This window comes from Acinetobacter sp. ANC_7634 (genome assembly GCF_056779875.1).
This window is the reverse complement of record NZ_JBWYIT010000001.1, coordinates 407625-430641: the sequence shown is the minus strand read 5'-3', so window position 1 is coordinate 430641 and position 23017 is coordinate 407625. Positions and strand designations below refer to the sequence as shown.

Here is a 23017-nt window from a genome sequence, read left to right as displayed (position 1 = left end):
TTAGGCCACTGATTCTGTCAAATTTATCTGTTTAGGCATCATCAATGCTTGATCAATTAAAGCAACCCTTAACGTATCTCGACAGCCTAAATAGCGTTGATAGAAACTCGAATTTAATATCGCAGCACCACCATGAGTAATCGACCAAATGGATGCTAGATAATCCCGAGAACTCATCTTACTTTGAATGGATGCTAGATGATTTTCTGTCATACGAATGATAATTCTGAGTCTACTTTTGCGGATCTGATACATTTCATTAAATAAATGATTAATACCCTGACCAGTTGTAGATAATCGTTCTTCAATTTGATGAAAGAGTACAGTACGTTCTGGATGATGCAAATGGTGCAACATAAAAAAAGCTAAATGTTCAGGAAAGCCTTTTTCAGTATCTCGAACCATTTCTAATAACATGCGCTCATTACGAATAATAAGCAACATGTACAATTCATCTTTACTTTGGAAGTGCTTATAGAGTGTTCCTTTTGCTAAATCTAACTCAGCGGCCAATGCATCCAATGTCATGCCCGCTTCGCCGTTTTCCAAAAGAAGTTGTTCTGCGACCTGAAATATTAATGCTTCTCTCGCTCTAAACTGAGCCTGACGATCCATCTTCACTCTATAAACTCTCTTCTTTCTATTTTCCGTATTAAATTTTTACTGCATTCGTAGAAGATTCTCGAAATTTTGCGTTGTAATAAAGGCAATCTCCTCGACTGACTTATCATATACATCACTTAATGCTTTGGCTACATATGGGACATACTTTGGTTCATTAGACTTTCCTCTATATGGCATTGGTGCTAAATAAGGGCTATCAGTCTCAATTAATAGTCGATCTAATGGAACTTGCTTGGCCACATCACGTAAATCCTGAGCATTTTTAAACGATACTATTCCTGAAAATGAAATGTAATAACCGCAATCTAGAACCGCTTTTGCCGTATCCCAATCCTCAGTAAAACAATGCAAAATTCCGTGTGTCGACTTTTCAGCTCTTATAATATCTATCGTATCCTTTTTAGATGAGCGTGTGTGTACGACCACTGGCTTTTTCACCATCTGTGAAGCTTGAATATGTCGTGCAAAACATTCTTTTTGTTCTTTAACAAATTCAGTACTGTGATAATAATCTAGACCCGTTTCACCAATTGCCCAGACCTTATCTATACTCGCCAATTCAACCAAAGTTTCAACAGTAGCACGCTGCATGACTGCTGGATCTTCACATGGATGCACCCCAACACTGTAACCCACTCCTTCGTGTCGAGCTGCAATTTCTGACAGAATAATATGATCATCCAAATCAACCGATATCCCCATCATTTTTGTGACACCAGCATCAATCGCTTGCTGAATTGCTAAATCGATATTTCCCTCGTAAGGTTCAAGATTGAGCATGTTTAAATGACAGTGTGTATCTACAAACACAAGGACACCTTTTAATTTTTTAAGTCAGAGCCTACATTGTAAAGCTTGCGCGTGCTGTTGACATACTTCCAGCGAGTATTTTTTCTGCTTCCATCTTGTAATAGGCTCCTTTATCTCCAGTTAACTGCAATCCAAAACCTTGTGGTTTAATGCCCGATTGCTTATAGGAAATCCAAATCACCTTACCCGTAATTGGTATTTTTTGGGTTTGATTAGGAAGTGTTGCCAAGATAAAAATTTCTTCACCCATTTTGACTGGATGTTTGGTTGGAATAAATAATCCACCACCCTCAACAAAAGGCATATAACTGGATTGCAGAGTTTCGCGATCATTAATATTGACTTGTAATAAACCGCCCGGACGTGGCTGCATCTCTATCCCCTGTATTCAAACATGATTATTGAACATTCATTAATTTTATAAAAAGCTGATCAACAATTAAATTTGATTGAACATTCTGCTCAACCATTTGTTTTGCTTGATGCACATCATTATAAATATCAAATAATTGCTCTAATTGATATTGCTCAGCCAACAAACTAAAGTCTAAATCGCTATTTTTTACATTTTGTTCCATTTTATAGGCAACAAGATCAGCTAATAAGTACTCAAACATAACAATCAACTCGGAAAAGTTGAGTTGCTTATTCCATTTAGAGGCGTACTGCATTGGCATATTTTTTTGACTGACTAAATGATACCAATCATTTATAAACGCACTTCGCAGAGTTAACCATTCACTTGAGGCCAACTCAATAGCAGCTAAAGGCATACCATTCGACAGGTTAAGCAACAGTTTGCCCAAAGTCTGCTGCTCCACATTCAAGTGCTCATTCAAATACGCATTGGCTTGATCATCAGACAACCGATCTAAGGCGTAATGTTGTAGGCGACTTCGTATAGTGGCTGGTAATTTTAAATAATGATCCGCCAAAAGAATAATCACAACACGCTCACCTGGTTCTTCAAGTGTTTTCAATAAAGCATTTGACGATGCGATATTGAGCGCTTCCGCCGGTTCAATCACAATAACCCGCCAACCATCGACGGTTTGTTGCACGAATGGCTGTAATTCACGAATTTTCTCAATTTTAATTTTAGCGTTTTGTTTCTTATTGTCCTCATCCGTCGTGACGTAAACATAATTTGGATGAGTATCTGATTTTAGCCACAAACAACTCGAACACTGACCACAAGGTTGATTTGGCTGCTTATCTAAACATAGCAGCCAAGTAACAAATTGCTGGGTAAAAGCTTCTTTACCACAGCCTTTTTTGCCATAAAAAAGTAATCCATGACCTACTTGAGGAAACCGCTGAGTCAGTGTGCTCCATACATTAAGTTGCCAAGGATAAACATGCTGAGTCTGAGTCATTGACTAATCTATACTATTGGAAATGAGAAATAGGCATTGCATTAAGACGGTCTAAATCTTGTTGCGTATCCACACCTGGTGGTAAGCTCACCTCTGCCACATCAATTGCGATTCGATGACCATTTTCTAAAACACGTAGTTGCTCAAGGCTTTCTAAAACCTCAAGCTCACCCTGATCCCATGTCACATACTCTTGCAGCAACTTCACTCTATAGGCATATAAACCAAGATGTCGGTAGGCTTTAGGATGTAGTAAATGTGGTTGTTGCTTTGATCCATCACGATCATATGGAATGGTTGCACGACTAAAATAAAGCGCTTCATTGAATTTACTCATGACAACTTTCACAATACTATCGCGCTTAAATTCTTCTAATTCTTTGATCACTTCACACAAAGTAGACATTGAACATTCAGGCTTTTGCTCTAACAAAGAAGCAACCTGTTGGACTAAAGATGCAGGCAATAATGGTTCATCACCTTGCACATTTACAATAATATCTTCACTCGCCCAACCTTTGATTCGTGCGACTTCACTCAATCGGTCGGTTCCAGAAGGGTGTTCTGCACTGGTCAACACAACATCAATTTGTTCTGCCTTACAAAGATCAACAATTCTTTGATCATCAGTAGCAACACATAAATCATCAAACCCAGTCACTCTTCGCGCCTGATCTACCACACGTAAAATCATTTCACGCCCGTGTATTTTAAGTAGTGGTTTTCCAGGTAAACGCGAACTTGCAAAGCGAGCAGGTATTACAATATGTTTCATGGATATTCCTTATGTGTTTACGATACCGAGTTTTGCAAGCTGGTGATCCAGCAAATCATAACAAGCTGATGATAAAGCTGCTTCAACAGGAACCACCCAAATTTCACGACTAAATTCTGGATGTTGTTTTAACAAAGGGAGGAGTTTCACAGCATCTTTTTCAGTGGTGATGATTGGATTTGAATCTTCAAATTGTAAATCATCAATCTGATAATCATAATGATCAGGAAATTCATGACACTGAAAATGCTTTAAGCCCATACTTTCAAGGGTTTTATAAAACCGTTGCGGGAACCCAATACCAACGACCGCATAATAATTCAAATCAGTGGCAAAATATTCAACTTGATCTTCGACTGGATTTAACAAGTACGGCGCCGCTACTTGTAATTGCATATACAGATCTGAACTTGGTTGTTCAGCATGCTCAATTACTGTACCACTGCATAACCGTGCTACAGGCTCACGCAAAAAACCTTCTGGTAACAGTTTCTGATTACCCAAACCACGATTGTTATCCAGCACAATCCATTCTAATTGACGATCAAGTGCCCAATGTTGCAAACCATCATCACTAATGATCAAATCAAGTTGATGCTTAGAGAGAAGCAACTCTATGCTTTTCTGTCGTTGCCCACCTACGACCATCGGCACGCCAGTAGATTGCACAATTAAACAGGGCTCATCACCCACTTCATTTGGCTCAGAATCGAGATTCACGCTTGCAGGAAAAGGACCTTTACCACCATAGCCTCGACTAATTACTCCAACTCGAATATTTTTTTGTTGAAGATATTTAACCAATTGAATTAATAACGGTGTTTTACCACTACCACCTACCGTTATATTGCCAATGACCATGACAGGAACTGGTGCAGTATAAATAGGTTTTATACCACGTTGATACAAGGCTTTGTTCAGGGAAAATCCTAATCGATAAAGCAATGACAGGGGTCGCAATACAATCAACCACTTGGATTGCTTATTCCAAGCGTTTTGAATGACCTGCGCAATAGACATAACTTATTCCTCAAAATTACGTTGATGCAGTTGGAAATATGCACCACGCAAATCGAGTAATTCCTGATGTGTTCCCTGCTCTAATATTCGACCTTTATCCATTACCACAATAAGATCTGCATTCTCAATCGTTGATAATCGATGTGCAATGACAATCGTTGTCCGATCCTGCATAGCTGCATCAAAAGCACGTTGAATGAAGTATTCAGACTCATTGTCTAATGCGCTTGTCGCTTCATCAAGAATTAAAATCGGAGCATTTTTTAAGATTGCGCGAGCAATTGCAATACGCTGTCTTTGTCCACCAGATAAATTTAAACCTTGAGCACCTAATGGTGTGTCATAGCCTTGAGGCAGTGCCATAATAAAGTCATGGGCATAAGCAGCTTTCGCAGCAGCAATAATCTGCTCTTCCGAAGCATCTTGTAACTGTCCATAAGCAATATTCTCACGAACAGTTCGGTTAAACAGCACGACTTGCTGATTGACCATAGCAACTTGTGAGCGTAACGCTGTAACTTCAATATCTTGAATATCATGGCCGTCAAATTTGATTGACCCTGAACTTAATTCTTGAAAACGAACCAATAAGTTAACTAAAGAAGACTTACCAGCCCCCGAACGCCCCACCAACGCTACAGTCTGCCCAGCTTTAACATTTAAATTGAAATCATGGATGGCATGGAAACCATCGCTATATGTTAAATTTGCCTGATTAAATTCAATATTGCCTTTGAGTTGTGGTTTTAACTGCCCTTCATTTTTTTCTTCAGGCATATCCAATAATTCAAATACTGAATGTGCTGCAGCCATTCCTCGCTGTAATTTTTCATTGATATCGGTTAAAGCTTTAATCGGCTTACTCAACATACCGGCTGCAGTAATATACGCAACAAACTGACCCGCTGAAGTATCCTGTAATATCTCAGGTCTTAAAGCAATCCAAATCACAATACTTAAAGCGATCGCCATAATAAGTTGTACAACAGGACTATTTAATTGTTGTACTGCAACCATTTTTAAACCACGACGCAAGTTTTCGAGTGAGGTTTCTTTAAAACGAGTTTGCTCGTATGCCTGTCCACCAAACCCTTTAACAACTAAATTACCATTCACGGTTTCTTGCACTACATGGTTTACATCACCCATCGTATCTTGCACTTGAGTAGACAGCTTACGCATACGTTTAGCAGCTTTTCTAATCAAAAAACCGATTAAAGGCGCAAAAATCAAAATACATAAAGTCAAGCGCCAGTTGGAATAGAACAAATATCCTAACAGCGCAATGGTGATCAAACCTTGTTGTAATAAGGTTCTTAATGACTCCGTTGAGGCTGCAGTCAGCTGTTCAACGTTGTACATAATTTTGGCAGTAATATGACCACTAGTGTTATCTAAATAATATTGCGACGGTAATCGCATTAATTTAGCAAAAACTTCTTGGCGAATATTAAAAATTAGATTTCGAGAAATCACCGAAGTGTAGTATCCACCTAGAAATAGCCCCACTCCTCGTACAAACATCAAAACAACAACCAAAAACGGGAATAAGTTCGTGAAACTTCGATCCTGTTCTTGAATGGCATTGATAATATGCTCTAATAATTTCGCAACAGAAACTTCAGTCGCGGCATTCAGCACAAAACCAAATACAACAATCAATGCAATCGTCCAGTACTGTTTTAAGTAACTCAACAAACGCATATAAACTTTAAAATCTTGCTTCACTCACTACCTCTAATTGGTACGGTATTCTTAAACACCTAAACAGATTCAGCACGTATGCAATTTAATCATACATAATTCGAACATCGAATGCTAAAGTCTGCCGCACTCTAAAATCAATGGCCTGATTGTATGGAATGATCAAAGTAAACCTTAGCTCAATTGGAGTATTGAGACCCAAATGACTTAAATCTCAAACTCATCTAAATAAATCACATTTACTGCTTTTAAATTAATTATTTTTCATCTAAACAGATATTTAGAATACCATCTAACTCATCAAGTGAATGGTAATGAATCACAAGCTTACCTTTACCTTGCTTATTGTGATCAATTTTAACATCTGCACTGAAACGTTCAGAAAGACGCTGAGTCAGTTGCTCTAAATCAGCTGAAATTGATGGTTTTGGCTTATCCTGTTTTGGTGCATTAAAATCACGCACTAACTGTTCTGTTTGACGAACAGAAAGGTTTTTTTCAATGACAATTTTTGCAATTTCAATTTGGTCTTTTGCACGCAAAGTCAATATTGCACGCGCATGCCCCATATCTAATTGACCTTGTTGGATATGGTCTTTAATCGGATCCGCTAAGCTTAATAAGCGCAATAAATTACTTACTGTAGTACGTGCCTTGCCCACCGTTTCAGCAATTTCTTGGTGACTTAATCCAAACTCTTCATGAAAACGCTGCAATGCCATAGCTTGATCAATTGGATTTAAATCTTGGCGTTGAATGTTTTCAATTAATGCCAACGCAATTGCAACTTGATCTGACAAATCACGAACAATTGCAGGAACTTCATTTAGTCCAGCGATTTGAGCTGCTCGCCAACGGCGCTCCCCTGCAATAATTTCATATTGATGTACATCATCCTCAATTGGGCGAATGACAATCGGCTGCATGATGCCATGCTTTTTAATAGAAGATGCTAATTCCTGAAGGTCTTCTTCATGAATAAAGCGTCGCGGCTGATAATTACCACGTTTAAGAAGTTTGACATCTACTTGTTTGAGCTGACCATGATCTAATGACTGTGCTTCTAATTGTAATTTTTCTTTTTGAATAGAGCCCAATAACGCATCTAAGCCACGACCCTTTGCTAAGCCTCTTTTCTTCACGGTCATGCTTTACTTCCTTTTTTCACTTTGGTTTTTTTTAACATTTCAGCAGCAAGATTCAAATAAGCCACTGCACCCTTAGAACTTTTTTCAAAATAAATAATCGGTAACCCATGTGCTGGCGCTTCCGCTAAACGCACATTTCGAGGAATAACCGTTTCGTATAATTTTTTACCAAAATACTGCTCCAACTCATCCGACACATCACGTGTCAGTGCATTTCGAGCATCGTACATGGTACGCAATACACCAATGATTTCTAAATCAGGATTTAACGCTTGTTGAATACGATCAATCGTTTGTGTTAAATCTGCCAAGCCTTCCAAGGCATAATATTCACACTGCATTGGAATGATCACGCTTTTAACAGCAGCCAATGCATTTACCGTGATCAAACTTAAGCTTGGTGCACAATCCACAATGATGTAATCAAACTTATCTTCAATTTGTTGGATCGCATCACGCAGAATAAATTCACGACCGTCTTGCTCAGCAATGGCTAATTCAACACCTGCTAAATCACGATTGGAGCCAATTACGCGATATCCAACTTCAGCTTTAGTGATGGCCGTTTCAATTGGCACTTCACCCAGTAAAACATCAGTTACTGAGTATAAGAGATCATTCTTTTGAATACCTGAACCCATAGTGGCATTGCCTTGAGAGTCCATATCAATCAACAATACTCGCTTTTTAAGCACTGCTAATGATGCAGCCAAATTTACAGCAGTCGTGGTTTTACCTACGCCACCTTTTTGGTTCGCAATAGCAATAATTTGAGCCATGGTAACCCCAATCCCTAGATTTTTTAAATTTGTTTAAGTAGCAATAAATGACGTTGTTCATCTAAACGAGGAACGTGAAGCTCAATAATTTCGCAACTCAACTCATCTTTATGGTTTTCAATTTCCTCAACAGGAATTAAACCTTTCATAGAAGCAATAACACTGTTTTCATGCATAAAAGGACGAGAAGCAGTAATAAAATCTGTCAGTGAGGCGAAAGCACGACTGGTAATTACATCGAATTTACCCAGTTCATTAATACTCTCTTCATTCTCTACTCGAGTTTGAACTGCCACAACATTTTTTAGTTTTAGATCAGCAATAAACTGTTTGAGAAAACGAATTTTTTTTCCATTCGAATCCAGAAGCACACAGCTTCGCTCAGGTTGACATAGCGCGATGATCATCCCCGGCATACCACCACCGGTACCGATATCAAGCAATCGCCCTTGAGGCAAATCTTTCAAGATGCTGAGGCTATCCAATAAATGCTTAACTAACATTTCTTTAGGATCACGAATCGCGGTCAAGTTGTACGCCTTATTCCACAATACAAGCGCATCTTGATATTTTAATAATAAACTCAACGCCTCATCACTGAGTGATAAACCTAGTTTTTGACTACCTTGTTGTAACTCATGAAAAAAAGGATGCATAAACAGTAAACATCTCAATAAAATTAATCAAAGTATACCGTTTTATGCATCGTGGAACACTATTTAACGCTTAGTGAATACTCAGTTAGTTAAATTGTCCTTCTCGAATTTGCTGATCCAACTGCATCAACCTTTCTGGAGTACCCACATCCACCCACGTTTCTGCCATTTTTGCAGCAGAAATTCTGTGGTTGTGCATAGCATCTTTAAGCAAAGGTGCTAAAGGACGCTTGCCCCATTCTAGACCTTCAAATAAACGAGGATGAATCACCGCAATACCACTATAAGTCAGATTTTCGCCCTCTTTTTCTTGCTCAAAAGTATAAGCACGACCATCTAATAGTGTGAAATCACCTTGAGGATGTTGTAGTGGATTTGGTACAAGTACCAAGTGCGCTAGATCTTCTTGTAAATCAAGCTCAAGCAACTGAGCAAAATCAAACTGAGTCCACACATCCCCATTGACGAGGATAAATGGTTCTTCACCCAACAAGGGCAAAGCATTGATGATTCCACCAGCTGTTTCCAAACCCTCATCTTCACGCGTCCAGCGAATGTTCACACCAAACTGAGAACCATCGCCTAAAGCACCGATCAATTTGTCTGCCAGCCATGCCGAATTAATAATAATTTCACTAACACCAATCGACTTTAATTTTTCAATATGCCATACAATTAAAGGCTTTCCACCCACTTCCAACAGTGGCTTTGGTTTATAAAGCGTCAAGGGACGCATACGGTTACCCAGACCCGCTGCTAAAATCATGGCTTTCATGCAGCTACTACCTCATAGTGACCATACTTGGCTTCAAATGCATGAAGCACTTTATCTTCAACCCATTGAATAAATGGAGTGAGTTCAGTGTAAGGCTTCGACTCTTCGAGTAAATACCACATGACACGAGGCAGATCTTTTAAATAGCCCGACTTTCCATCACGTTCAAACAATCGCACAAAAATACCTAAAATCTTTAAATGGCGTTGAATCGCCATGAAGTCAGCATCTTTAATAAAGCGCTCTAAATCACGATCAATTTTTGAATCATCTGGTAATAATTCATAGAAGGTTTTAAACCATTGTTTTACACGTGCTGGAGGCCATTGCACGTATGCATCACGTGTAATTGAAATCAAGTCGTAGGTATCCGCACCGATTACCGCATCTTGAAAATCAATTACGCCTTGTTCTTTTTCATCATTCAACAACATGAGATTACGACTGTGAAAGTCTCGATGAACAATCACTTGTGGTTGAGCTAAAGCCGCATTTGCCAATATCGCAAAAGTACGCTTAATCAAACCTTGTTCATCAGCATTTAATCGAATATTTAATGATGGAAGCAACCAATCTGTGAATAACTCCATTTCACTGATTAATTTTTCGTAACTATATTCTGGAAACTGATCCACACCATGAATAGACTGTAATTGAATGAGTTGTTTAAAACTCTGTAAATAATGCTGATCTACCGTGTCATTGTTTAAATGGTTCGCTAAAAGCTCATCCCCAAAATCTTCTAGAAGCAATAACCCTTGCTCTAAATCCTTTGCAACAATATGTGGAACACGAACACCATGACGATCGAAGAACTCATCAATCGTCACAAAAGGTACACAATCTTCTTTTTCTGGAGGTGCATCCATCAACATAAATGATTTATTATTCAAGGTGATTCGCGCATAGCGACGGAAACTGGCATCGCCTGCTAAATATTTTATTTCGAACTGCTCTGATTGAAGTACAGATTGCACCCACGTATGTATCAATTGTTCACGTTGTGTATTCATTTGCTATAAATTCTAGTACAGGCTGAATATTTAAAGTGCTAAGTGTAGCCACTAATCCGTTTTTTCTCTATGATGCGACAATAATTAATTGCAATTTGCATACTTGGTTAATGATATAAATGAAGCATCAGTTTACTTTCAGCCCTTTGGCGACTGCTATTTTAACCTTATTGTGTGGTAGCACAGTCTCAAGTTATGCCGACTCTAAAGACAGTACAACTGAGGTGGACAATCAAGCACTTCAAACTGCAATTAAAGAAAGCTACCCTGGCCAGCGCTTCTTTGATCAATATTATGTCAATAAAAATTCAGCCGAAGCGCAACAACGTAGCACGCTCTCCCCAAGCTCGAAATTTTGTGCTCAAACTTGGTTGACACCAATCAGCCCTGATACCAAAGCAATTGATCCTGAGCAAGCAACGTCGATCATCACCGCTGATCGTGCATATTACAATCCAAATGGTGACTCAGAATTAGAAGGCAATGTCATCATCGATCAACAAGGTCGTATGGTTCGTGCAGATAAGATTAAAATTGACAACACTCAAACCCATGCCAAAGCTTCTGGCAATGTACAGTTAGCACAAGCCGGTTTATTGGCTCAAAGTGATCAAATTGACTACAATTTAAAAACCCAAACGGGACGCCTCAATAACAGCTTTTATATTTCAGAAGCGACACATGGGCATGGTCGTGCAGAAAATATTGAGCGCACCTCACCCAATATTTTACTCCTTGAGAATGCAACTTATAGCACGTGTCCACCTGAGCAAAGCCCAACATGGAAGATTCAAGCCAATTCGATTGAGTTAAATCAAGACACTGGGCGTGGCGTGACCAAAGGCACTAAACTATATATTAAAAACACACCAGTGCTGGCTGTGCCATATTTCAATTTCCCTATTGATGATCGTCGTACCACTGGCTTATTAAACCCAGGTTTTGGCTATACCAACGATGGTGGTTTAGAACTTGAAGCGCCAATTTATCTCAATTTAGCACCCAATTATGATGCGACTATAACCCCACGTTTCATTGGCGGTCGTGGATTGATGGCTGAGGGTGAGTTCAGATATCTGACTGAACAATATGGTGGCGGTCGTATTTGGGGTGGTTATTTAGCACAAGATCGTAAATATGATGATGAAGATCGTAAAGATTTACACCTCGTGCACAATTGGAAAATCAATGACCAATGGACGACCAATTTAGAATACAACTATGTTTCTGATAAAGACTTCTTTGCCGATCTAGACAGTAATCCGAATACAAGAACAGAGTTAAATCAACGCCGCGCTTGGGATCTTAATTACGCGAATGGAATTCCAGGGTTACGCGCGCAACTCAAAGTTGAAGACTTCCAGACGCTAGACCCTGATGTTGATGATGTTGATCGCCCCTATGCACGACTACCGCAATTGCTCGTCAATTATATCACTGGTAATCCGCAAGGACTGGAATATGAATTTAATAACGATACAGCATATTTCCAAAAAGATATTAATGACTTAAATGCTTCAGACAACTCAAATGTGGACACCATTTATCAACCAAGTGGTACACGTCTTTATAATGAGTTTTCTGCTCGATATAACTTCCGCAATCAGTGGTCATTCTTTATACCACAAGCATCAGTTCGCTCTATAAATACTTTCTTTGATCAAAATACGATTGATCGTATCACTGAAGAACAAAGAAAAAACACCAAAGATAATGCAGTTATAGTTCCAGAGTTTATTTTAGATGCTGGTCTTATCTTTGAAAAAGATGGAAAATTCTTACAAACCATCACACCACGTGCATTCTATGCTTATGCACCACACAGAAATCAAAACAGTTCACCGAACTTTGACTCAACCGCAGCGTCCCTGAATTACGATCAACTCTTTAATCCACGTCGCTTTTATGGCCACGACCGCCTAGAAGATAATAACTTCTTATCACTCGGAGTAAGTTACAGCCTCTTTGATACAATCGGATTAGAACGTTTACGTGCCAGCATCGGACAAAGTTACTATTTTGAAGACCGTAAGGTGACTTTGAATAATAGTCAAAATGACCCATTTAATACTGAGCGTCAAACTGGTCCTGTGATCAGCATTGCCAGCCAGCTTTCTCAGAACTTTACTGTGAATGCAAACTCAATGTGGATGTCAAACGGAGATAATGCTCAACGTGATCTACAAGTGTATTACACAGGTGATCAAGGTAACCTATACAACTTTGGTTATTTTAATCGTAAGCGACTTGAAGATCGTCAAGACCACTATGACCAAGTTACAGCATCCTTTATACAACCTGTGAAAGGTAATTGGAATTTGATGGGTCATATGCAATATGATCTAGACAACAGTGTTGCACGCGAGTACCTTTTAGGTATTAATTATGAGTCGTGCTGCTGGGGTGTTTCGGTCTATGGTCGCTCTTATTACAATGACTTAGATGATGTTAATGCACCAGACACCAAACAAAAACGTGCTGTAATGGCAGAGTTTACACTTAAAGGACTTGGTGGCTTAAACAGTAAGTTAAGCTCTTTACTGGAAAATCGAATCTTGGGTTTCGATAAAGTTAAACAAAATTGGACGAATTAATGAAGATGCAAAATTTAAAACAACTCTTTAAAGCTTCAGCGTTAGCACTTGTTATTTCTGCATCAGTGTCAAGTTATGCAAACCCATCAGATCAAATCGTTGCTATTGTTGGCAAAAGTGCCATTTTAAAAAGTGACATTGCACAAGGTGTCGCTGAGCTACAACATCAGCTTAAAGCTCAAAAACAGGATGTACCACCACTTCAGGTACTTGAAAATCAAGCTCTGAATAAACTTATCATCCAAAATGCGCAACTTGAACAAGTAAAACGCTATGGCATTCAAGTTGATGAAAAAACTTTAAATGATGCTGTCCTTAATGTTGCTCGCCAGTCGAACAGTAATAGCCTAGAAGACTTCCAGCAAAAGCTTGACCGTATGGCTCCAGGCACTTATGAAAACCTACGTGCTAAAGTCGCTGATGATCTTGCTATTCAGCGCTTACGTCAACAACAAGTGATGTCACGCATCAAAATCAGCGACCAAGATGTTGAAAACTTCCTCAAATCACCGGAAGGTCAAGCTGCTGTGGGTACTCAAGCTCACGTGATTCACTTCAGAATTTCTGGTGAAGCCTCTCAACAAGAACTCACTCAAGTCGCGCAACAAGTTCAAGATGCACTTCAAGCTTCGAATGATCTAGATGCGATACAGAAACAATTTTCTACATCTACAATTAAAGTTGAAGGTGCAGATATGGGCTCGCGCTCAATCGCAGATATTCCAGAAGAACTTGCATCGAGTATCGCTTTAGTTTCACCAGGCAATACTACTGATTTAATTCAGGCTCGAGATGGCATCCACTTGTTGAAACTCTTAGAGCGCAAGTCAAATGAGAAAAAGACAATTGTGCCACAATACCAAACTCGCCATATTCTGATTAAGACTTCTGAAGTGGTGAGCCCTGAAAATGCCAAACACACTATTGACAGTATCTATAGCCGTGTAAAGGCAGGTGATGATTTTGCAGTCCTTGCTGCAACTTATTCAAATGATCCGGGTTCTGCACGTGATGGTGGTAGCTTAGGTTGGGTTTCACCAGGTATGATGGTGCCAGAGTTTGATCAAAAAATGCAGACTGCGAAAATTGGCGAAGTCAGTGAACCTTTTGAAACACAGTTTGGTTGGCATATTTTGCAAGTTACTGATGCACGTCAGCAAGACATGACTCAGGAACAGCAAAAACGCATAGCGCGCCAAATTCTTGGTGACCGTCAATTTGATGCAGAGTTAGATGGCTGGTTAAGAGAGCTTCGCGCAAGTACATACGTTGAAATTAAACAACCCAACCAAAACTAATTTTTTCTTAATTGAGAGCCTCCACTATGGGGGCTTTAATTTTAATTTTTAGGCTGTTCATATAAAAAAAGGCACCTTCATCAGGTGCCTTTTTGATTACTCAAAAATTAACGATTGTTATCGTCTTCTTGAGCATCATCAAATTTTGTTTCGCCATCAAAGTTTGGTGTAGAAGTCGCACCAAAGCCACCTTGACCACCGAAGCCACCTTGACCACCGAAGCCACCTTGACCGCCAAAACCTTGACCGCCACCGAAGCCACCTTGACCGCCAAAGCCACCTTGACCGCCAAAGCCACCTTGACCACCGAAGCCGCCTTGACCACCGAAGCCACCTTGACCACCGAAGCCACCTTGTTGACCACCGAAGCCGCCTTGAGCACCAGCAGGAGCGCCTGCAGGAGCACCAGCAGGACGTGGATTACGTGCAGGTACAACTGTTGAAATAGCGTGTTTGTAAACCATTTGGCTTACCGTGTTTTTTAATAATACAACGTATTGGTCAAATGATTCGATATGACCTTGTAATTTAATACCGTTGACTAAAAAGATTGAAACTGGAATACGTTCCTTACGGAGAGAGTTTAAGAACGGATCTTGTAAAGTTTGACCTTTAGACATGTTATACTCCAAAAAATAAAATCAGCGCAAAAAAACTATCTTTATTTTTCAATTAAAATTTATAAAAAAGATAGTGAGTAAATTTTGCTTTATCCATATAAGTTTCGCAAGTCTTCTTGAGCTTGCTTTATCGTCAAAAAAGTTTGAAAACTGTGCGCTTCTTGCAAAGAACGTAACCAAGTGTATTGACGTTTAGCAAGTTGTCGTGTTGCAAACAAACACTTGTCTTCCATATCTTGCTTAGATTTGAGACTTCCATCACTATTTTTAAGAAAATCTAAAGCTTGGCGATATCCAACAGATCTCGCCGATGGCAAATTATCGTTTAAATCGTATTTTTCAATCAGATACTCCACCTCATTTAAAAAACCGATATCCCACATTATTTTTAGGCGCAGTTCAATTCTTTTGTGCAATTCTACACGATCAGGTAATAGCGCATAATTATGAAAATTGTAACGATATGGCTGTTTTTTAGGCTGTTCAGCTTGAAGCTCAGTGATAGGTCGACCTGTCAGACGATAGACCTCTAGCGCGCGTATAATGCGCTGACGATCACTCATTTTAAACTTCTCACCTGCCATAGGATCGACACGTTTTAACTCTTCGTAGACGCCCTCCCAACCCAATGCCATGGCTTCATTTTCAATTTGTTGACGTACCTTTTCATCAGCATTAGGGAGATTCGTTGCCAAGCCTTCCAACAGTGCTTTGTAGTACAACATCGTCCCACCCACCAAAATTGGGGTCTTACCGCGTGAATGTATTTCATCAATCAGCAGCGATGCATCTTCAACGAATTGAGCTGCCGAATAAACCTCGAGCGGTGTAATAATATCAATCAAGTGATGTGGATATCGTTCCTGCTCTTCTTTTGATGGCTTTGCCGAACCGATATCCATGTCCTTATAGATTAACGCAGAATCCACTGAAACAATTTCAAAATTACCGCGCTCATATAGCTCGCATGCCAAAGCAGTTTTCCCACTCGCAGTCGGCCCCATTAAGTTGATGACTGGCATTTGATTTGACATGTACAATTACTCTCCTCGAGCAAATAATTTATCTAATTGACTAAGTGGAAAAGCTCTCCAAGTCGGTCGTCCATGATTACATTGACTTGCAAACTCAGTTTGTTCCATCTGCCTCAACAGTGCATTCATTTCAGAAATACTTAACATTCGATGTGCACGCACTGCGCCATGACATGCCATCCCTGCCAAGATATGGTCTCTTTTTTGTTGTAAAGCACTGGCCTCATCATTGGGATCAAGATCATTCAAAAGTTCTGGGATTAATGCATTAAAATCAGCTTTGTGCAAAATAGCAGGCACACCTCGCACTATCACTTGCTCATCGCCATATTGATCAATTTCTAAACCAAGTCGCGCCAACTGAGGCTTAAGGTCTTCGATACGCGTGGCTTGCATGCGTGTAATTGAAATCACTTTTGGAATCAGCAACTGCTGTGATGTCCAAAATTCAGGTTTATCCCAAGCAGATTTCATTTGCTGCAACAAGATTCGCTCATGCGCAGCATGCATATCCACAATGATCAAACCTTCAGAATTTTGCGCCAGAATATAAATTCCATGAAGTTGTGCAATTGCAATCCCCAAGGGGAACTCATCAACTCTAGACGATGTTGATTCCATCTCAGCATCATGAGGAACTTCAAAATTAGATGACGTTTCTTTCAAAGGTGCCAAATAAGACTTGAGTGCATTACTGATATTAGAATTTGAATAAGGCTGGCTCGGCGCACTATATTGAACTGACTGAGGCTGTTTAACACTAAAATCTGTTAAATACCCCTCATGACTCGATTTCTGCAACGTCTGGGACATAGGGGGCGATGCTGGAGCATTTTGATGCAGATTAAATTGCTCTTGATAACGTGGTAACTGTACTGATGGTGCGATGACATCTTGATCAAGCTTTAAAGCCTGGGCTAAATCCGCAGTCGCAGTTTGAAATTGCGACAAAGTTTCTTTGGCAAAATGACGTACAAATTCGTGTACTTCACGTTGATTCAAAAATCGAATTTCATGTTTAGTCGGATGCACATTCACATCAATAAATTCAGGATCAACTTCTAAGAACAACAAATAAGCTGCATGTTGATGCCCATGCAAGATGCCATCATAGGCCATTCGCAAAGCATGAGAGATTGTTTTATCTTTTACGATACGACCATTCACGTACACATACTGCAAATCACTTTGTGCTCGAGCATCAGAAGGATGACCTAACCATCCTGATAAGCGCATATTGACACTATCAGCATCGATCCAATACGCATTTTCCGTAAATTGTCGACCTAAAAGCTGCTGTACACGTTGAAATCTGAGTTGACCACTGTCTGCGACAGGCAAATTTAAACGAATAGCACCATTATGTTCCAGCACAATCCGAATATCGAAATGCGTTAAGGCTAAGCGCCGTACGATTTCTTCAATGTGACCAAATTCCGTATTTGGCTTTTTTAAAAACTTTCGTCTTGCTGGCACATTAAAAAATAAATCTTGTACACGTATGTGTGTGCCTTGCTGAGTAGCAACAGCTTGAATCTCTTGATGATCAAAGGCCGTGCCGTTTACTTCGACCTGATAACCAATTCCTGAATCATCACGACTGCTGGTCAAGGTCAAGCGCGAAACAGCAGCAATGGAAGCCAAGGCTTCTCCGCGAAAACCTAAGCTCACAATTGCATGTAAATCTTCAGCAGTTTGAATTTTACTGGTCGCATGACGCATGACCGCAAGCGGAAGATCCTCAGGATGAATTCCTTTGCCATTATCGATAATCTCAATCAGCGTACTACCGCCTTGTTCGACTCGAATGATTAATTCAGTCGCACCTGCATCAATGGAGTTTTCTAGAAGTTCCTTTACCACTGATGCAGGACGTTCAATTACCTCTCCCGCAGCAATTTGGTTTGCTAATGCAGGAGATAAGGTTTGAATTCGATTCAAGCTAAGATCATGCGCCATAGATTTATTTAAAACTGTGTCTTTAATTTTGCGAGTAAAGCTTCATCATTTGAAGAAATCGTGACATGACGTACTGATTCATCATCAGATTTCTCAATATTCAAGATAACATCTGCTTCTGGAATTTCGTCACCACCTTTAGAGGGCCATTCAAACAAGAATAGCGCATCAGCAATATCCAGATAATCACGAAGACCCATCAACTCAAGTTCATAAGGATCATTCAAACGATACAAATCAAAATGAAAGACATCCTGCTGATTGATTTTATAGGGTTCAACCAGTGTATAAGTCGGGCTTTTAACCGCACCACGATGACCTAAATTTTGCAGCCAATAACGCGTCAGGGTGGTTTTACCCGCACCCAAATCTCCAATGAGGTATATGACACCCTTTTCAATACACTGCCCTAAACATGCAGCTAATTTTTGAGTATCTGCTTCATCATTTAAGTTGAGTTGAAAAGAATATTGCATCTGGATCACATTAGACATCTGTTGAAGAGGTATAATAGCATGCTCCTGAACAGTGCCTATCTAGACTTGTTCAAAAACTCATTCATCTGATCATTTTTTTATTCTGTTGTCTTGTTATGCCAAAATCAAATTCAGAAAGTGCCCCAAGTTTTACGCCACCGATGATCAATGGTGTAACAGCCAGCAAAGTATTTCTTCCAAATCTACAAATCTCCCCAATTACGATTTATGATTTTCTCATTCAAGCCTTTTCTCATATAGACGCACTGGAGTGGCAACAACGTTTTCAAGATGGTCTTATTTATAATGCAGATGGCAACAAACTTTCCATCAACTCGGCGTATCAACCTAATTCTCATATTTTTTATTATCGTTTTTTAGCAAACGAAATTCATGTTCCGTTTAAGGAAAAAATTTTATACGAAAACGATGATCTGCTCGTGGTGGATAAACCTCATTTTTTAACCATGAGTCCGACAGGTCAATATGTTCAAGAAACCTTATTGGTGAGATTAAAGCAGTTCACTGATAATCCTCATCTCACACCGATTCATCGTTTAGACCGCGAAACAGCAGGTGTTGTTTTATTTTCAAAAAAAGTCGAAAGTCGCGGAGTCTATCAACAACTTTTTGCAGATCGAAAGGTATCCAAAACATATCAAGCCATCGCACCTTACTCAAAAGATTTAGTCTTTCCACAAACAGTCGAATTGCGCATGGAAAAGGGAAATCCATTTTATATAATGAAAGTATGTGAAGGCGTCACCAATTCTGTCACTGAAATTGACCTGATAGAACACAATTCACAGTGGGGACGATATATTTTGAAACCACTGACCGGTAAGCAACATCAACTCCGCGTTCACCTCAATGCGCTCAACATTCCAATCAAAAATGATCCTTTTTATCCGGTAATCGCGCATAAAGCTGAGGATGATTTCAGTGCTCCGTTGCAATTACTTGCTGATGAGCTTCAATTTATTGATCCGATATTAAATATTGAAATGCACTTTAAAAGCACGCAAACACTGACATTGTAGATTCATTGTAATGACAAATTTATATAATTTTCACGTTCAGACATTGAAATTACATTTACTTAGATTAAAATAAGCACTTAAATTTAGAGTCGTTTGGTTTTAATTCATGAGAAAAACAGAAGTTTATCAAGTCCGACTTGACTCACAAGAAAAAAAACAAGCCTTTGCAGTTTTTAAGCAATTGGGGATTACACCAGCGCAAGCAGTGCGTTTATTTTTCAAACAAGTTGTACTGACAAAGTCCATTCCTTTTGCAATCGAAAATCAAACGATCAACATGGATCAATTGTTGAAACTTAAAAAGCTTAAGCAAGAACATCAAGATTCCAACACTACAACTTCAAGTTTAGATGACGACGATTTTTTTGCAGAATTGAATGCACTTTTGGGTGAAAGCGATAAAGATTAATTTTTGACATAAGTTAACTTTGTCGTATTTTTAAACAATTTAATTTACAGCACTCTGCGCAAATATGTTTAGCTCTTCATCATAACAACATTTAAAATAATGATCTGAGGAGAGCTTAACAGTGATAGTACGGAAAGCCACAACAGAAGATCTCAATCAACTCGCTGTACTTTTTGATGAATACCGACAGTTTTATGGTGCATCATCCAATATTCAACAATCCTATGATTTTCTAAAACAGCGATTCGAAAACCAACAAAGTGTTATTTTTATTCACATCAAAAATGATGTAATCACTGGGTTCGTGATTCTTTATTTAGGTTTTTCGTCCCATGCTTGTTCAAGCTACTACATTTTAGATGATGTATATGTCACTCCAATTTATAGAAGACAAGGTTCAGCTAAACAACTCATTGACACTGCAATTTTGTTTGCACAATCCGAAAAAGCCAGTCGAATTTCATTAGAAACACAACGAAGTAACTTTCAATCTCACCAACTTTACGAAAAGATGGGCTTCGTCAAAGACAATGAATTCCAAACCTATCATTGCTTTCTATCTTAAGGCATTACATAACATATCGTCTTGAGAATAGAGTATTTAGCATTAATGATTTAAATTTCAAGGAGTTGAGCATCAGGACTTTGATTTTTGGCAGCGAGTATTTGCTGTTCAGTGAGATAGCAATATTCACCTTCAGCAAGCTGATCTAATTTTAATTGTCCAATTTGCAGTCGATGCAATGATTCAACACGATTTCCCACAGCAGCAACCATACGCTTTACTTGATGATAAACGCCTTGATGCACTGTAAATTGTAGGTGTTGATTGCTTATGAGTTGAATATCTGTTGCTTGAAACAATCCTGTTTCATTGCGAAGCTCTACACCTTGATCCAATTGAATGATTTGCTGCTCAGTGACTGGATCTGCTGTATGCATTTGATAAACTTTAGGAACATGTTTTTTAGGATGAGTCAGCGCTTGCAGGAATTGTCCATCATCTGTAAGTAACAATATACCAGTCGTGTCTTGATCTAAACGTCCGACTGTTTGCACTCCCCTTTGCAACAATATGTCATCGATTAATTCAAACACGCTGAAGTGATGCGTCGCTTGATGCGAGCATTCATAGCCTACAGGTTTATTGAGTGCTATATAAACTTTTTCACGATAAGTATATTCATCGTTATACACGTGGAAGCTAAGACCTTGAAGCTTCAGTTTATATTTCGGGTCCGTGATCACAGTACCATCAATGACCACTGCACCAGCTTTAATTAATTGTTGACAATATTTTCGTGATCCAAAGCCTTGAGACTGTAACATTTTTTCCAGAACCATGAATCACTTCCATTACTTACAATATTCGTTGAAATTTAAAGGATGCCATCTGAATGCAGACTTTAAATCAGTTAAACTATTATAACTTTCAAGTACTGTCCTGATAAGCACTGGATCTTCTTTATGTCTCAATTAGACCTCAATTTAATCGTTCTAATCATTTTATTGGCATGTGGAATATTCAGTCAAAATACAGCTGTCACAATTGCAGTCGCAGTACTTATTGTTTTTCGTATCACCCCTTTAAACGAGTATTTTCCATTGCTTCAACAGCATGGTTTAAATATCGGCATTATTATCCTCACCATTGGCGTACTCACGCCAATTGCCAGTGGCACCATTCCGGGTAAAGATATCCTCAAATCATTCTTGAGCTTAAACTCAATTTTAGCCATTGGAATCGGATTATTGGTGGCATGGTTAGGTGGTCGTGGCGTAACGCTTATGGCGAATCAGCCAAATATTGTCGCTGGACTTCTGATTGGTACTGTAGCAGGTGTGGCTATTTTACGTGGTGTCCCTGTTGGACCTTTAATTGCAGCAGGAATACTTTCCATTATTATTGGCACTTCTTGAAACAGGTTGCTTTCACGACTGAGCAATCATTTCACAAACGCAACAGTCATTATTTGTTGGTTTGAACTTTTAGAACTGCAGTAAAGTATTTTGATTACGGATACTTGCACAGTTTAAATTATGCAAAAAATTAAAATTATTCGTCAGGATCAATACGAACTCGCTGCTACCTTTTTTCCTGCCGAGCATTCAAAGCGTCTTCCCGTCTTGGTGTGCCCTGCCACTGGAATTACTCAAAAGTTTTATCATCGATTTTGCGAATGGCTTAACCAACAAGGCTATGCCGTAATGGTGTTTGATTTTAGTGGTATTGGTGCTTCTCTTTATGGCCCATTGAAGCAATCCAAAGCAAGTATTGTGCAATGGGGACAGTTAGATATTCCCGCTGCGATTGATCAACTCTTACAACTTACCCATGCCAAGCAAGTTATTCTTGTCGGTCACAGCGCCGGCGGACAACTCATTGGGATTACCCCCAACCATGATAAAGTTGCAAAAGTCGTTGCAATTGCAGGTTCGACTGGGCATGTAAAAGGGCTCAAAGGTCGTACGAAACTACTTGCCCCTGTGATGTTTAAAGGTATTTTTCCTCTCGCACGTATGATGCTCGGTTACGGCCCTACCCAAGCCATTGGTATGGGGGAAAATCTACCGAAAGATGTTGCACGTGACTGGGCTCAATTTTGTAGTCAACCAGGCTATGTTATTAATGCAATTGGCAAAACGGTTACCCTAGATCAAGATTATCACAAAGAGATACGAATTCCTGTCACGGCCATTTGGGCAAGTGATGATGAGATTGCAACCGAAGCAAATGTTCAGGATTTACTTCGTTTGTATCCTAATGCACCTACTGAAGCGATCGAACTCAAACCCAAAGAGCTTGGCCATAAAGCGATTGGACACATGATGATGTTCAAACAGTCACATCAAAATATTTGGCCGATGATCGAATCTCAACTGCATATATAAGTCTCCATAAGTAAA

The 23017-nt window shown here is 39.3% G+C and carries 24 protein-coding genes; 7 read left to right on the top strand and 17 right to left on the bottom strand.

All coding sequences use genetic code 11. The annotated features are described in order from the left end of the window. From AC1M9A_RS02040 to AC1M9A_RS01985, 12 genes are all read right to left on the bottom strand, one after another. Window positions 1-615, bottom strand: coding sequence for a TetR/AcrR family transcriptional regulator (locus AC1M9A_RS02040; protein ID WP_035264575.1), 615 nt, complete (start codon window positions 613-615; stop codon window positions 1-3). A gap of 45 nt (window positions 616-660) precedes the next feature. Continuing rightward, window positions 661-1434 (bottom strand): TatD family hydrolase, encoded by a 774-nt coding sequence (locus AC1M9A_RS02035; RefSeq protein ID WP_035264578.1) that lies wholly within the window; start codon window positions 1432-1434, stop codon window positions 661-663. 31 nt (window positions 1435-1465) lie between these two features. After that, window positions 1466-1807 (bottom strand): PilZ domain-containing protein, encoded by a 342-nt coding sequence (locus tag AC1M9A_RS02030; protein ID WP_481587020.1) that lies wholly within the window; start codon window positions 1805-1807, stop codon window positions 1466-1468. A 25-nt stretch (window positions 1808-1832) separates the two neighbouring features. Then, complete coding sequence (locus tag AC1M9A_RS02025) at window positions 1833-2810, bottom strand: DNA polymerase III subunit delta' (protein WP_481609511.1); 978 nt, start codon at window positions 2808-2810, stop codon at window positions 1833-1835. 13 nt (window positions 2811-2823) lie between these two features. Then, window positions 2824-3585, bottom strand: a complete 762-nt coding sequence (gene kdsB / locus AC1M9A_RS02020) for a 3-deoxy-manno-octulosonate cytidylyltransferase (RefSeq protein WP_481609510.1) — start codon at window positions 3583-3585, stop codon at window positions 2824-2826. A gap of 9 nt (window positions 3586-3594) precedes the next feature. Beyond that, window positions 3595-4605 carry a tetraacyldisaccharide 4'-kinase gene (lpxK, locus tag AC1M9A_RS02015; RefSeq protein WP_092766217.1) on the bottom strand — a complete coding sequence of 337 codons (1011 nt, stop codon included), beginning with the start codon at window positions 4603-4605 and terminating at the stop codon, window positions 3595-3597. Between the two features lie 3 nt (window positions 4606-4608). Then, complete coding sequence (gene msbA, locus AC1M9A_RS02010; protein ID WP_180027676.1) at window positions 4609-6333, bottom strand: lipid A export permease/ATP-binding protein MsbA; 1725 nt, start codon at window positions 6331-6333, stop codon at window positions 4609-4611. Between the two features lie 233 nt (window positions 6334-6566). After that, window positions 6567-7457, bottom strand: coding sequence for a ParB/RepB/Spo0J family partition protein (locus tag AC1M9A_RS02005; RefSeq protein ID WP_035264597.1), 891 nt, complete (start codon window positions 7455-7457; stop codon window positions 6567-6569). Further along, on the bottom strand, window positions 7454-8236 hold the full coding sequence (locus tag AC1M9A_RS02000; RefSeq protein ID WP_092766214.1) for a ParA family protein: 783 nt from the start codon (window positions 8234-8236) through the stop codon (window positions 7454-7456). The genes AC1M9A_RS02005 and AC1M9A_RS02000 overlap by 4 nt, the downstream gene beginning before the upstream one ends. 23 nt (window positions 8237-8259) lie before the next feature. Continuing rightward, the gene (rsmG, locus tag AC1M9A_RS01995) at window positions 8260-8892 is read right to left on the bottom strand and encodes a 16S rRNA (guanine(527)-N(7))-methyltransferase RsmG (protein ID WP_481609509.1); all 633 of its coding nucleotides are present in this window, start codon (window positions 8890-8892) and stop codon (window positions 8260-8262) included. A gap of 85 nt (window positions 8893-8977) precedes the next feature. Continuing rightward, window positions 8978-9667, bottom strand: coding sequence for an N-acetylmuramate alpha-1-phosphate uridylyltransferase MurU (gene murU, locus AC1M9A_RS01990; RefSeq protein WP_092766212.1), 690 nt, complete (start codon window positions 9665-9667; stop codon window positions 8978-8980). Further along, window positions 9664-10680 carry an aminoglycoside phosphotransferase family protein gene (locus AC1M9A_RS01985; RefSeq protein WP_481596922.1) on the bottom strand — a complete coding sequence of 339 codons (1017 nt, stop codon included), beginning with the start codon at window positions 10678-10680 and terminating at the stop codon, window positions 9664-9666. The genes murU and AC1M9A_RS01985 overlap by 4 nt, the downstream gene beginning before the upstream one ends. Before the next feature lie 119 nt (window positions 10681-10799). Between AC1M9A_RS01985 and AC1M9A_RS01980 the strand changes: the two genes are divergently transcribed. Both AC1M9A_RS01980 and AC1M9A_RS01975 read left to right on the top strand, forming a co-directional pair. Continuing rightward, a complete protein-coding gene (locus tag AC1M9A_RS01980; RefSeq protein WP_481609508.1) occupies window positions 10800-13274 on the top strand; it encodes an LPS-assembly protein LptD in 2475 nt (824 codons plus the stop codon). Beyond that, on the top strand, window positions 13274-14572 hold the full coding sequence (locus tag AC1M9A_RS01975) for a peptidylprolyl isomerase (protein WP_481609507.1): 1299 nt from the start codon (window positions 13274-13276) through the stop codon (window positions 14570-14572). The genes AC1M9A_RS01980 and AC1M9A_RS01975 overlap by 1 nt, the downstream gene beginning before the upstream one ends. Window positions 14573-14679: 107 nt before the next feature. Here AC1M9A_RS01975 and hfq read toward each other — a convergent pair whose 3' ends face one another. From hfq to tsaE, 4 genes are all read right to left on the bottom strand, one after another. Next, window positions 14680-15192 (bottom strand): RNA chaperone Hfq, encoded by a 513-nt coding sequence (gene hfq, locus AC1M9A_RS01970; RefSeq protein ID WP_035264611.1) that lies wholly within the window; start codon window positions 15190-15192, stop codon window positions 14680-14682. An 89-nt stretch (window positions 15193-15281) separates the two neighbouring features. Next, entirely contained in the window at window positions 15282-16226 is a 945-nt protein-coding gene (gene miaA, locus AC1M9A_RS01965; protein WP_481609506.1) for a tRNA (adenosine(37)-N6)-dimethylallyltransferase MiaA, read from the bottom strand. A gap of 6 nt (window positions 16227-16232) precedes the next feature. Then, entirely contained in the window at window positions 16233-18185 is a 1953-nt protein-coding gene (mutL, locus tag AC1M9A_RS01960; RefSeq protein ID WP_481609505.1) for a DNA mismatch repair endonuclease MutL, read from the bottom strand. Between the two features lie 8 nt (window positions 18186-18193). Continuing rightward, on the bottom strand, window positions 18194-18661 hold the full coding sequence (gene tsaE, locus AC1M9A_RS01955; protein WP_481592995.1) for a tRNA (adenosine(37)-N6)-threonylcarbamoyltransferase complex ATPase subunit type 1 TsaE: 468 nt from the start codon (window positions 18659-18661) through the stop codon (window positions 18194-18196). A gap of 116 nt (window positions 18662-18777) precedes the next feature. Between tsaE and AC1M9A_RS01950 the strand changes: the two genes are divergently transcribed. The 3 genes from AC1M9A_RS01950 to AC1M9A_RS01940 all read left to right on the top strand — a co-directional run bounded on the left by AC1M9A_RS01950 (window position 18778) and on the right by AC1M9A_RS01940 (window position 20675). Further along, on the top strand, window positions 18778-19701 hold the full coding sequence (locus AC1M9A_RS01950; protein ID WP_481591166.1) for an RluA family pseudouridine synthase: 924 nt from the start codon (window positions 18778-18780) through the stop codon (window positions 19699-19701). A 106-nt stretch (window positions 19702-19807) separates the two neighbouring features. Further along, a complete protein-coding gene (locus tag AC1M9A_RS01945) occupies window positions 19808-20110 on the top strand; it encodes a type II toxin-antitoxin system RelB/DinJ family antitoxin (RefSeq protein WP_481606985.1) in 303 nt (100 codons plus the stop codon). A gap of 121 nt (window positions 20111-20231) precedes the next feature. After that, a complete protein-coding gene (locus AC1M9A_RS01940; RefSeq protein WP_035264628.1) occupies window positions 20232-20675 on the top strand; it encodes a GNAT family N-acetyltransferase in 444 nt (147 codons plus the stop codon). Between the two features lie 50 nt (window positions 20676-20725). Here the strand turns inward: AC1M9A_RS01940 and AC1M9A_RS01935 are convergent, their stop codons facing one another. Next, window positions 20726-21454 (bottom strand): pseudouridine synthase, encoded by a 729-nt coding sequence (locus AC1M9A_RS01935; RefSeq protein WP_481609504.1) that lies wholly within the window; start codon window positions 21452-21454, stop codon window positions 20726-20728. 123 nt (window positions 21455-21577) lie between these two features. On the opposite strand from AC1M9A_RS01935, the gene AC1M9A_RS01930 reads away from it, so the two are divergent. Further along, window positions 21578-22030 carry a DUF441 domain-containing protein gene (locus AC1M9A_RS01930; protein WP_092766204.1) on the top strand — a complete coding sequence of 151 codons (453 nt, stop codon included), beginning with the start codon at window positions 21578-21580 and terminating at the stop codon, window positions 22028-22030. Window positions 22031-22150: 120 nt separating this feature from the next. Next, window positions 22151-23002 carry an alpha/beta hydrolase family protein gene (locus tag AC1M9A_RS01925; RefSeq protein WP_481592992.1) on the top strand — a complete coding sequence of 284 codons (852 nt, stop codon included), beginning with the start codon at window positions 22151-22153 and terminating at the stop codon, window positions 23000-23002. Window positions 23003-23017: the final 15 nt, after the last annotated feature.

What these genes read in the sequence shown, in the direction of transcription:
- AC1M9A_RS02040 (WP_035264575.1), bottom strand. Translation starts at nt 615, where the DNA reads ATGGATCGTCAGGCTCAGTTTAGAGCGAGAGAAGCATTAATATTTCAG.
- AC1M9A_RS02030 (WP_481587020.1), bottom strand. Translation starts at nt 1,807, where the DNA reads ATGCAGCCACGTCCGGGCGGTTTATTACAAGTCAATATTAATGATCGC.
- AC1M9A_RS02025 (WP_481609511.1), bottom strand. Translation starts at nt 2,810, where the DNA reads ATGACTCAGACTCAGCATGTTTATCCTTGGCAACTTAATGTATGGAGC.
- kdsB (WP_481609510.1), bottom strand. Translation starts at nt 3,585, where the DNA reads ATGAAACATATTGTAATACCTGCTCGCTTTGCAAGTTCGCGTTTACCT.
- lpxK (WP_092766217.1), bottom strand. Translation starts at nt 4,605, where the DNA reads ATGTCTATTGCGCAGGTCATTCAAAACGCTTGGAATAAGCAATCCAAG.
- AC1M9A_RS02005 (WP_035264597.1), bottom strand. Translation starts at nt 7,457, where the DNA reads ATGACCGTGAAGAAAAGAGGCTTAGCAAAGGGTCGTGGCTTAGATGCG.
- AC1M9A_RS02000 (WP_092766214.1), bottom strand. Translation starts at nt 8,236, where the DNA reads ATGGCTCAAATTATTGCTATTGCGAACCAAAAAGGTGGCGTAGGTAAA.
- rsmG (WP_481609509.1), bottom strand. Translation starts at nt 8,892, where the DNA reads ATGCATCCTTTTTTTCATGAGTTACAACAAGGTAGTCAAAAACTAGGT.
- murU (WP_092766212.1), bottom strand. Translation starts at nt 9,667, where the DNA reads ATGAAAGCCATGATTTTAGCAGCGGGTCTGGGTAACCGTATGCGTCCC.
- AC1M9A_RS01985 (WP_481596922.1), bottom strand. Translation starts at nt 10,680, where the DNA reads ATGAATACACAACGTGAACAATTGATACATACGTGGGTGCAATCTGTA.
- AC1M9A_RS01980 (WP_481609508.1), top strand. Translation starts at nt 10,800, where the DNA reads ATGAAGCATCAGTTTACTTTCAGCCCTTTGGCGACTGCTATTTTAACC.
- AC1M9A_RS01975 (WP_481609507.1), top strand. Translation starts at nt 13,274, where the DNA reads ATGAAGATGCAAAATTTAAAACAACTCTTTAAAGCTTCAGCGTTAGCA.
- hfq (WP_035264611.1), bottom strand. Translation starts at nt 15,192, where the DNA reads ATGTCTAAAGGTCAAACTTTACAAGATCCGTTCTTAAACTCTCTCCGT.
- miaA (WP_481609506.1), bottom strand. Translation starts at nt 16,226, where the DNA reads ATGTCAAATCAAATGCCAGTCATCAACTTAATGGGGCCGACTGCGAGT.
- mutL (WP_481609505.1), bottom strand. Translation starts at nt 18,185, where the DNA reads ATGGCGCATGATCTTAGCTTGAATCGAATTCAAACCTTATCTCCTGCA.
- tsaE (WP_481592995.1), bottom strand. Translation starts at nt 18,661, where the DNA reads ATGCAATATTCTTTTCAACTCAACTTAAATGATGAAGCAGATACTCAA.
- AC1M9A_RS01950 (WP_481591166.1), top strand. Translation starts at nt 18,778, where the DNA reads ATGCCAAAATCAAATTCAGAAAGTGCCCCAAGTTTTACGCCACCGATG.
- AC1M9A_RS01945 (WP_481606985.1), top strand. Translation starts at nt 19,808, where the DNA reads ATGAGAAAAACAGAAGTTTATCAAGTCCGACTTGACTCACAAGAAAAA.
- AC1M9A_RS01935 (WP_481609504.1), bottom strand. Translation starts at nt 21,454, where the DNA reads ATGGTTCTGGAAAAAATGTTACAGTCTCAAGGCTTTGGATCACGAAAA.
- AC1M9A_RS01930 (WP_092766204.1), top strand. Translation starts at nt 21,578, where the DNA reads ATGTCTCAATTAGACCTCAATTTAATCGTTCTAATCATTTTATTGGCA.
- AC1M9A_RS01925 (WP_481592992.1), top strand. Translation starts at nt 22,151, where the DNA reads ATGCAAAAAATTAAAATTATTCGTCAGGATCAATACGAACTCGCTGCT.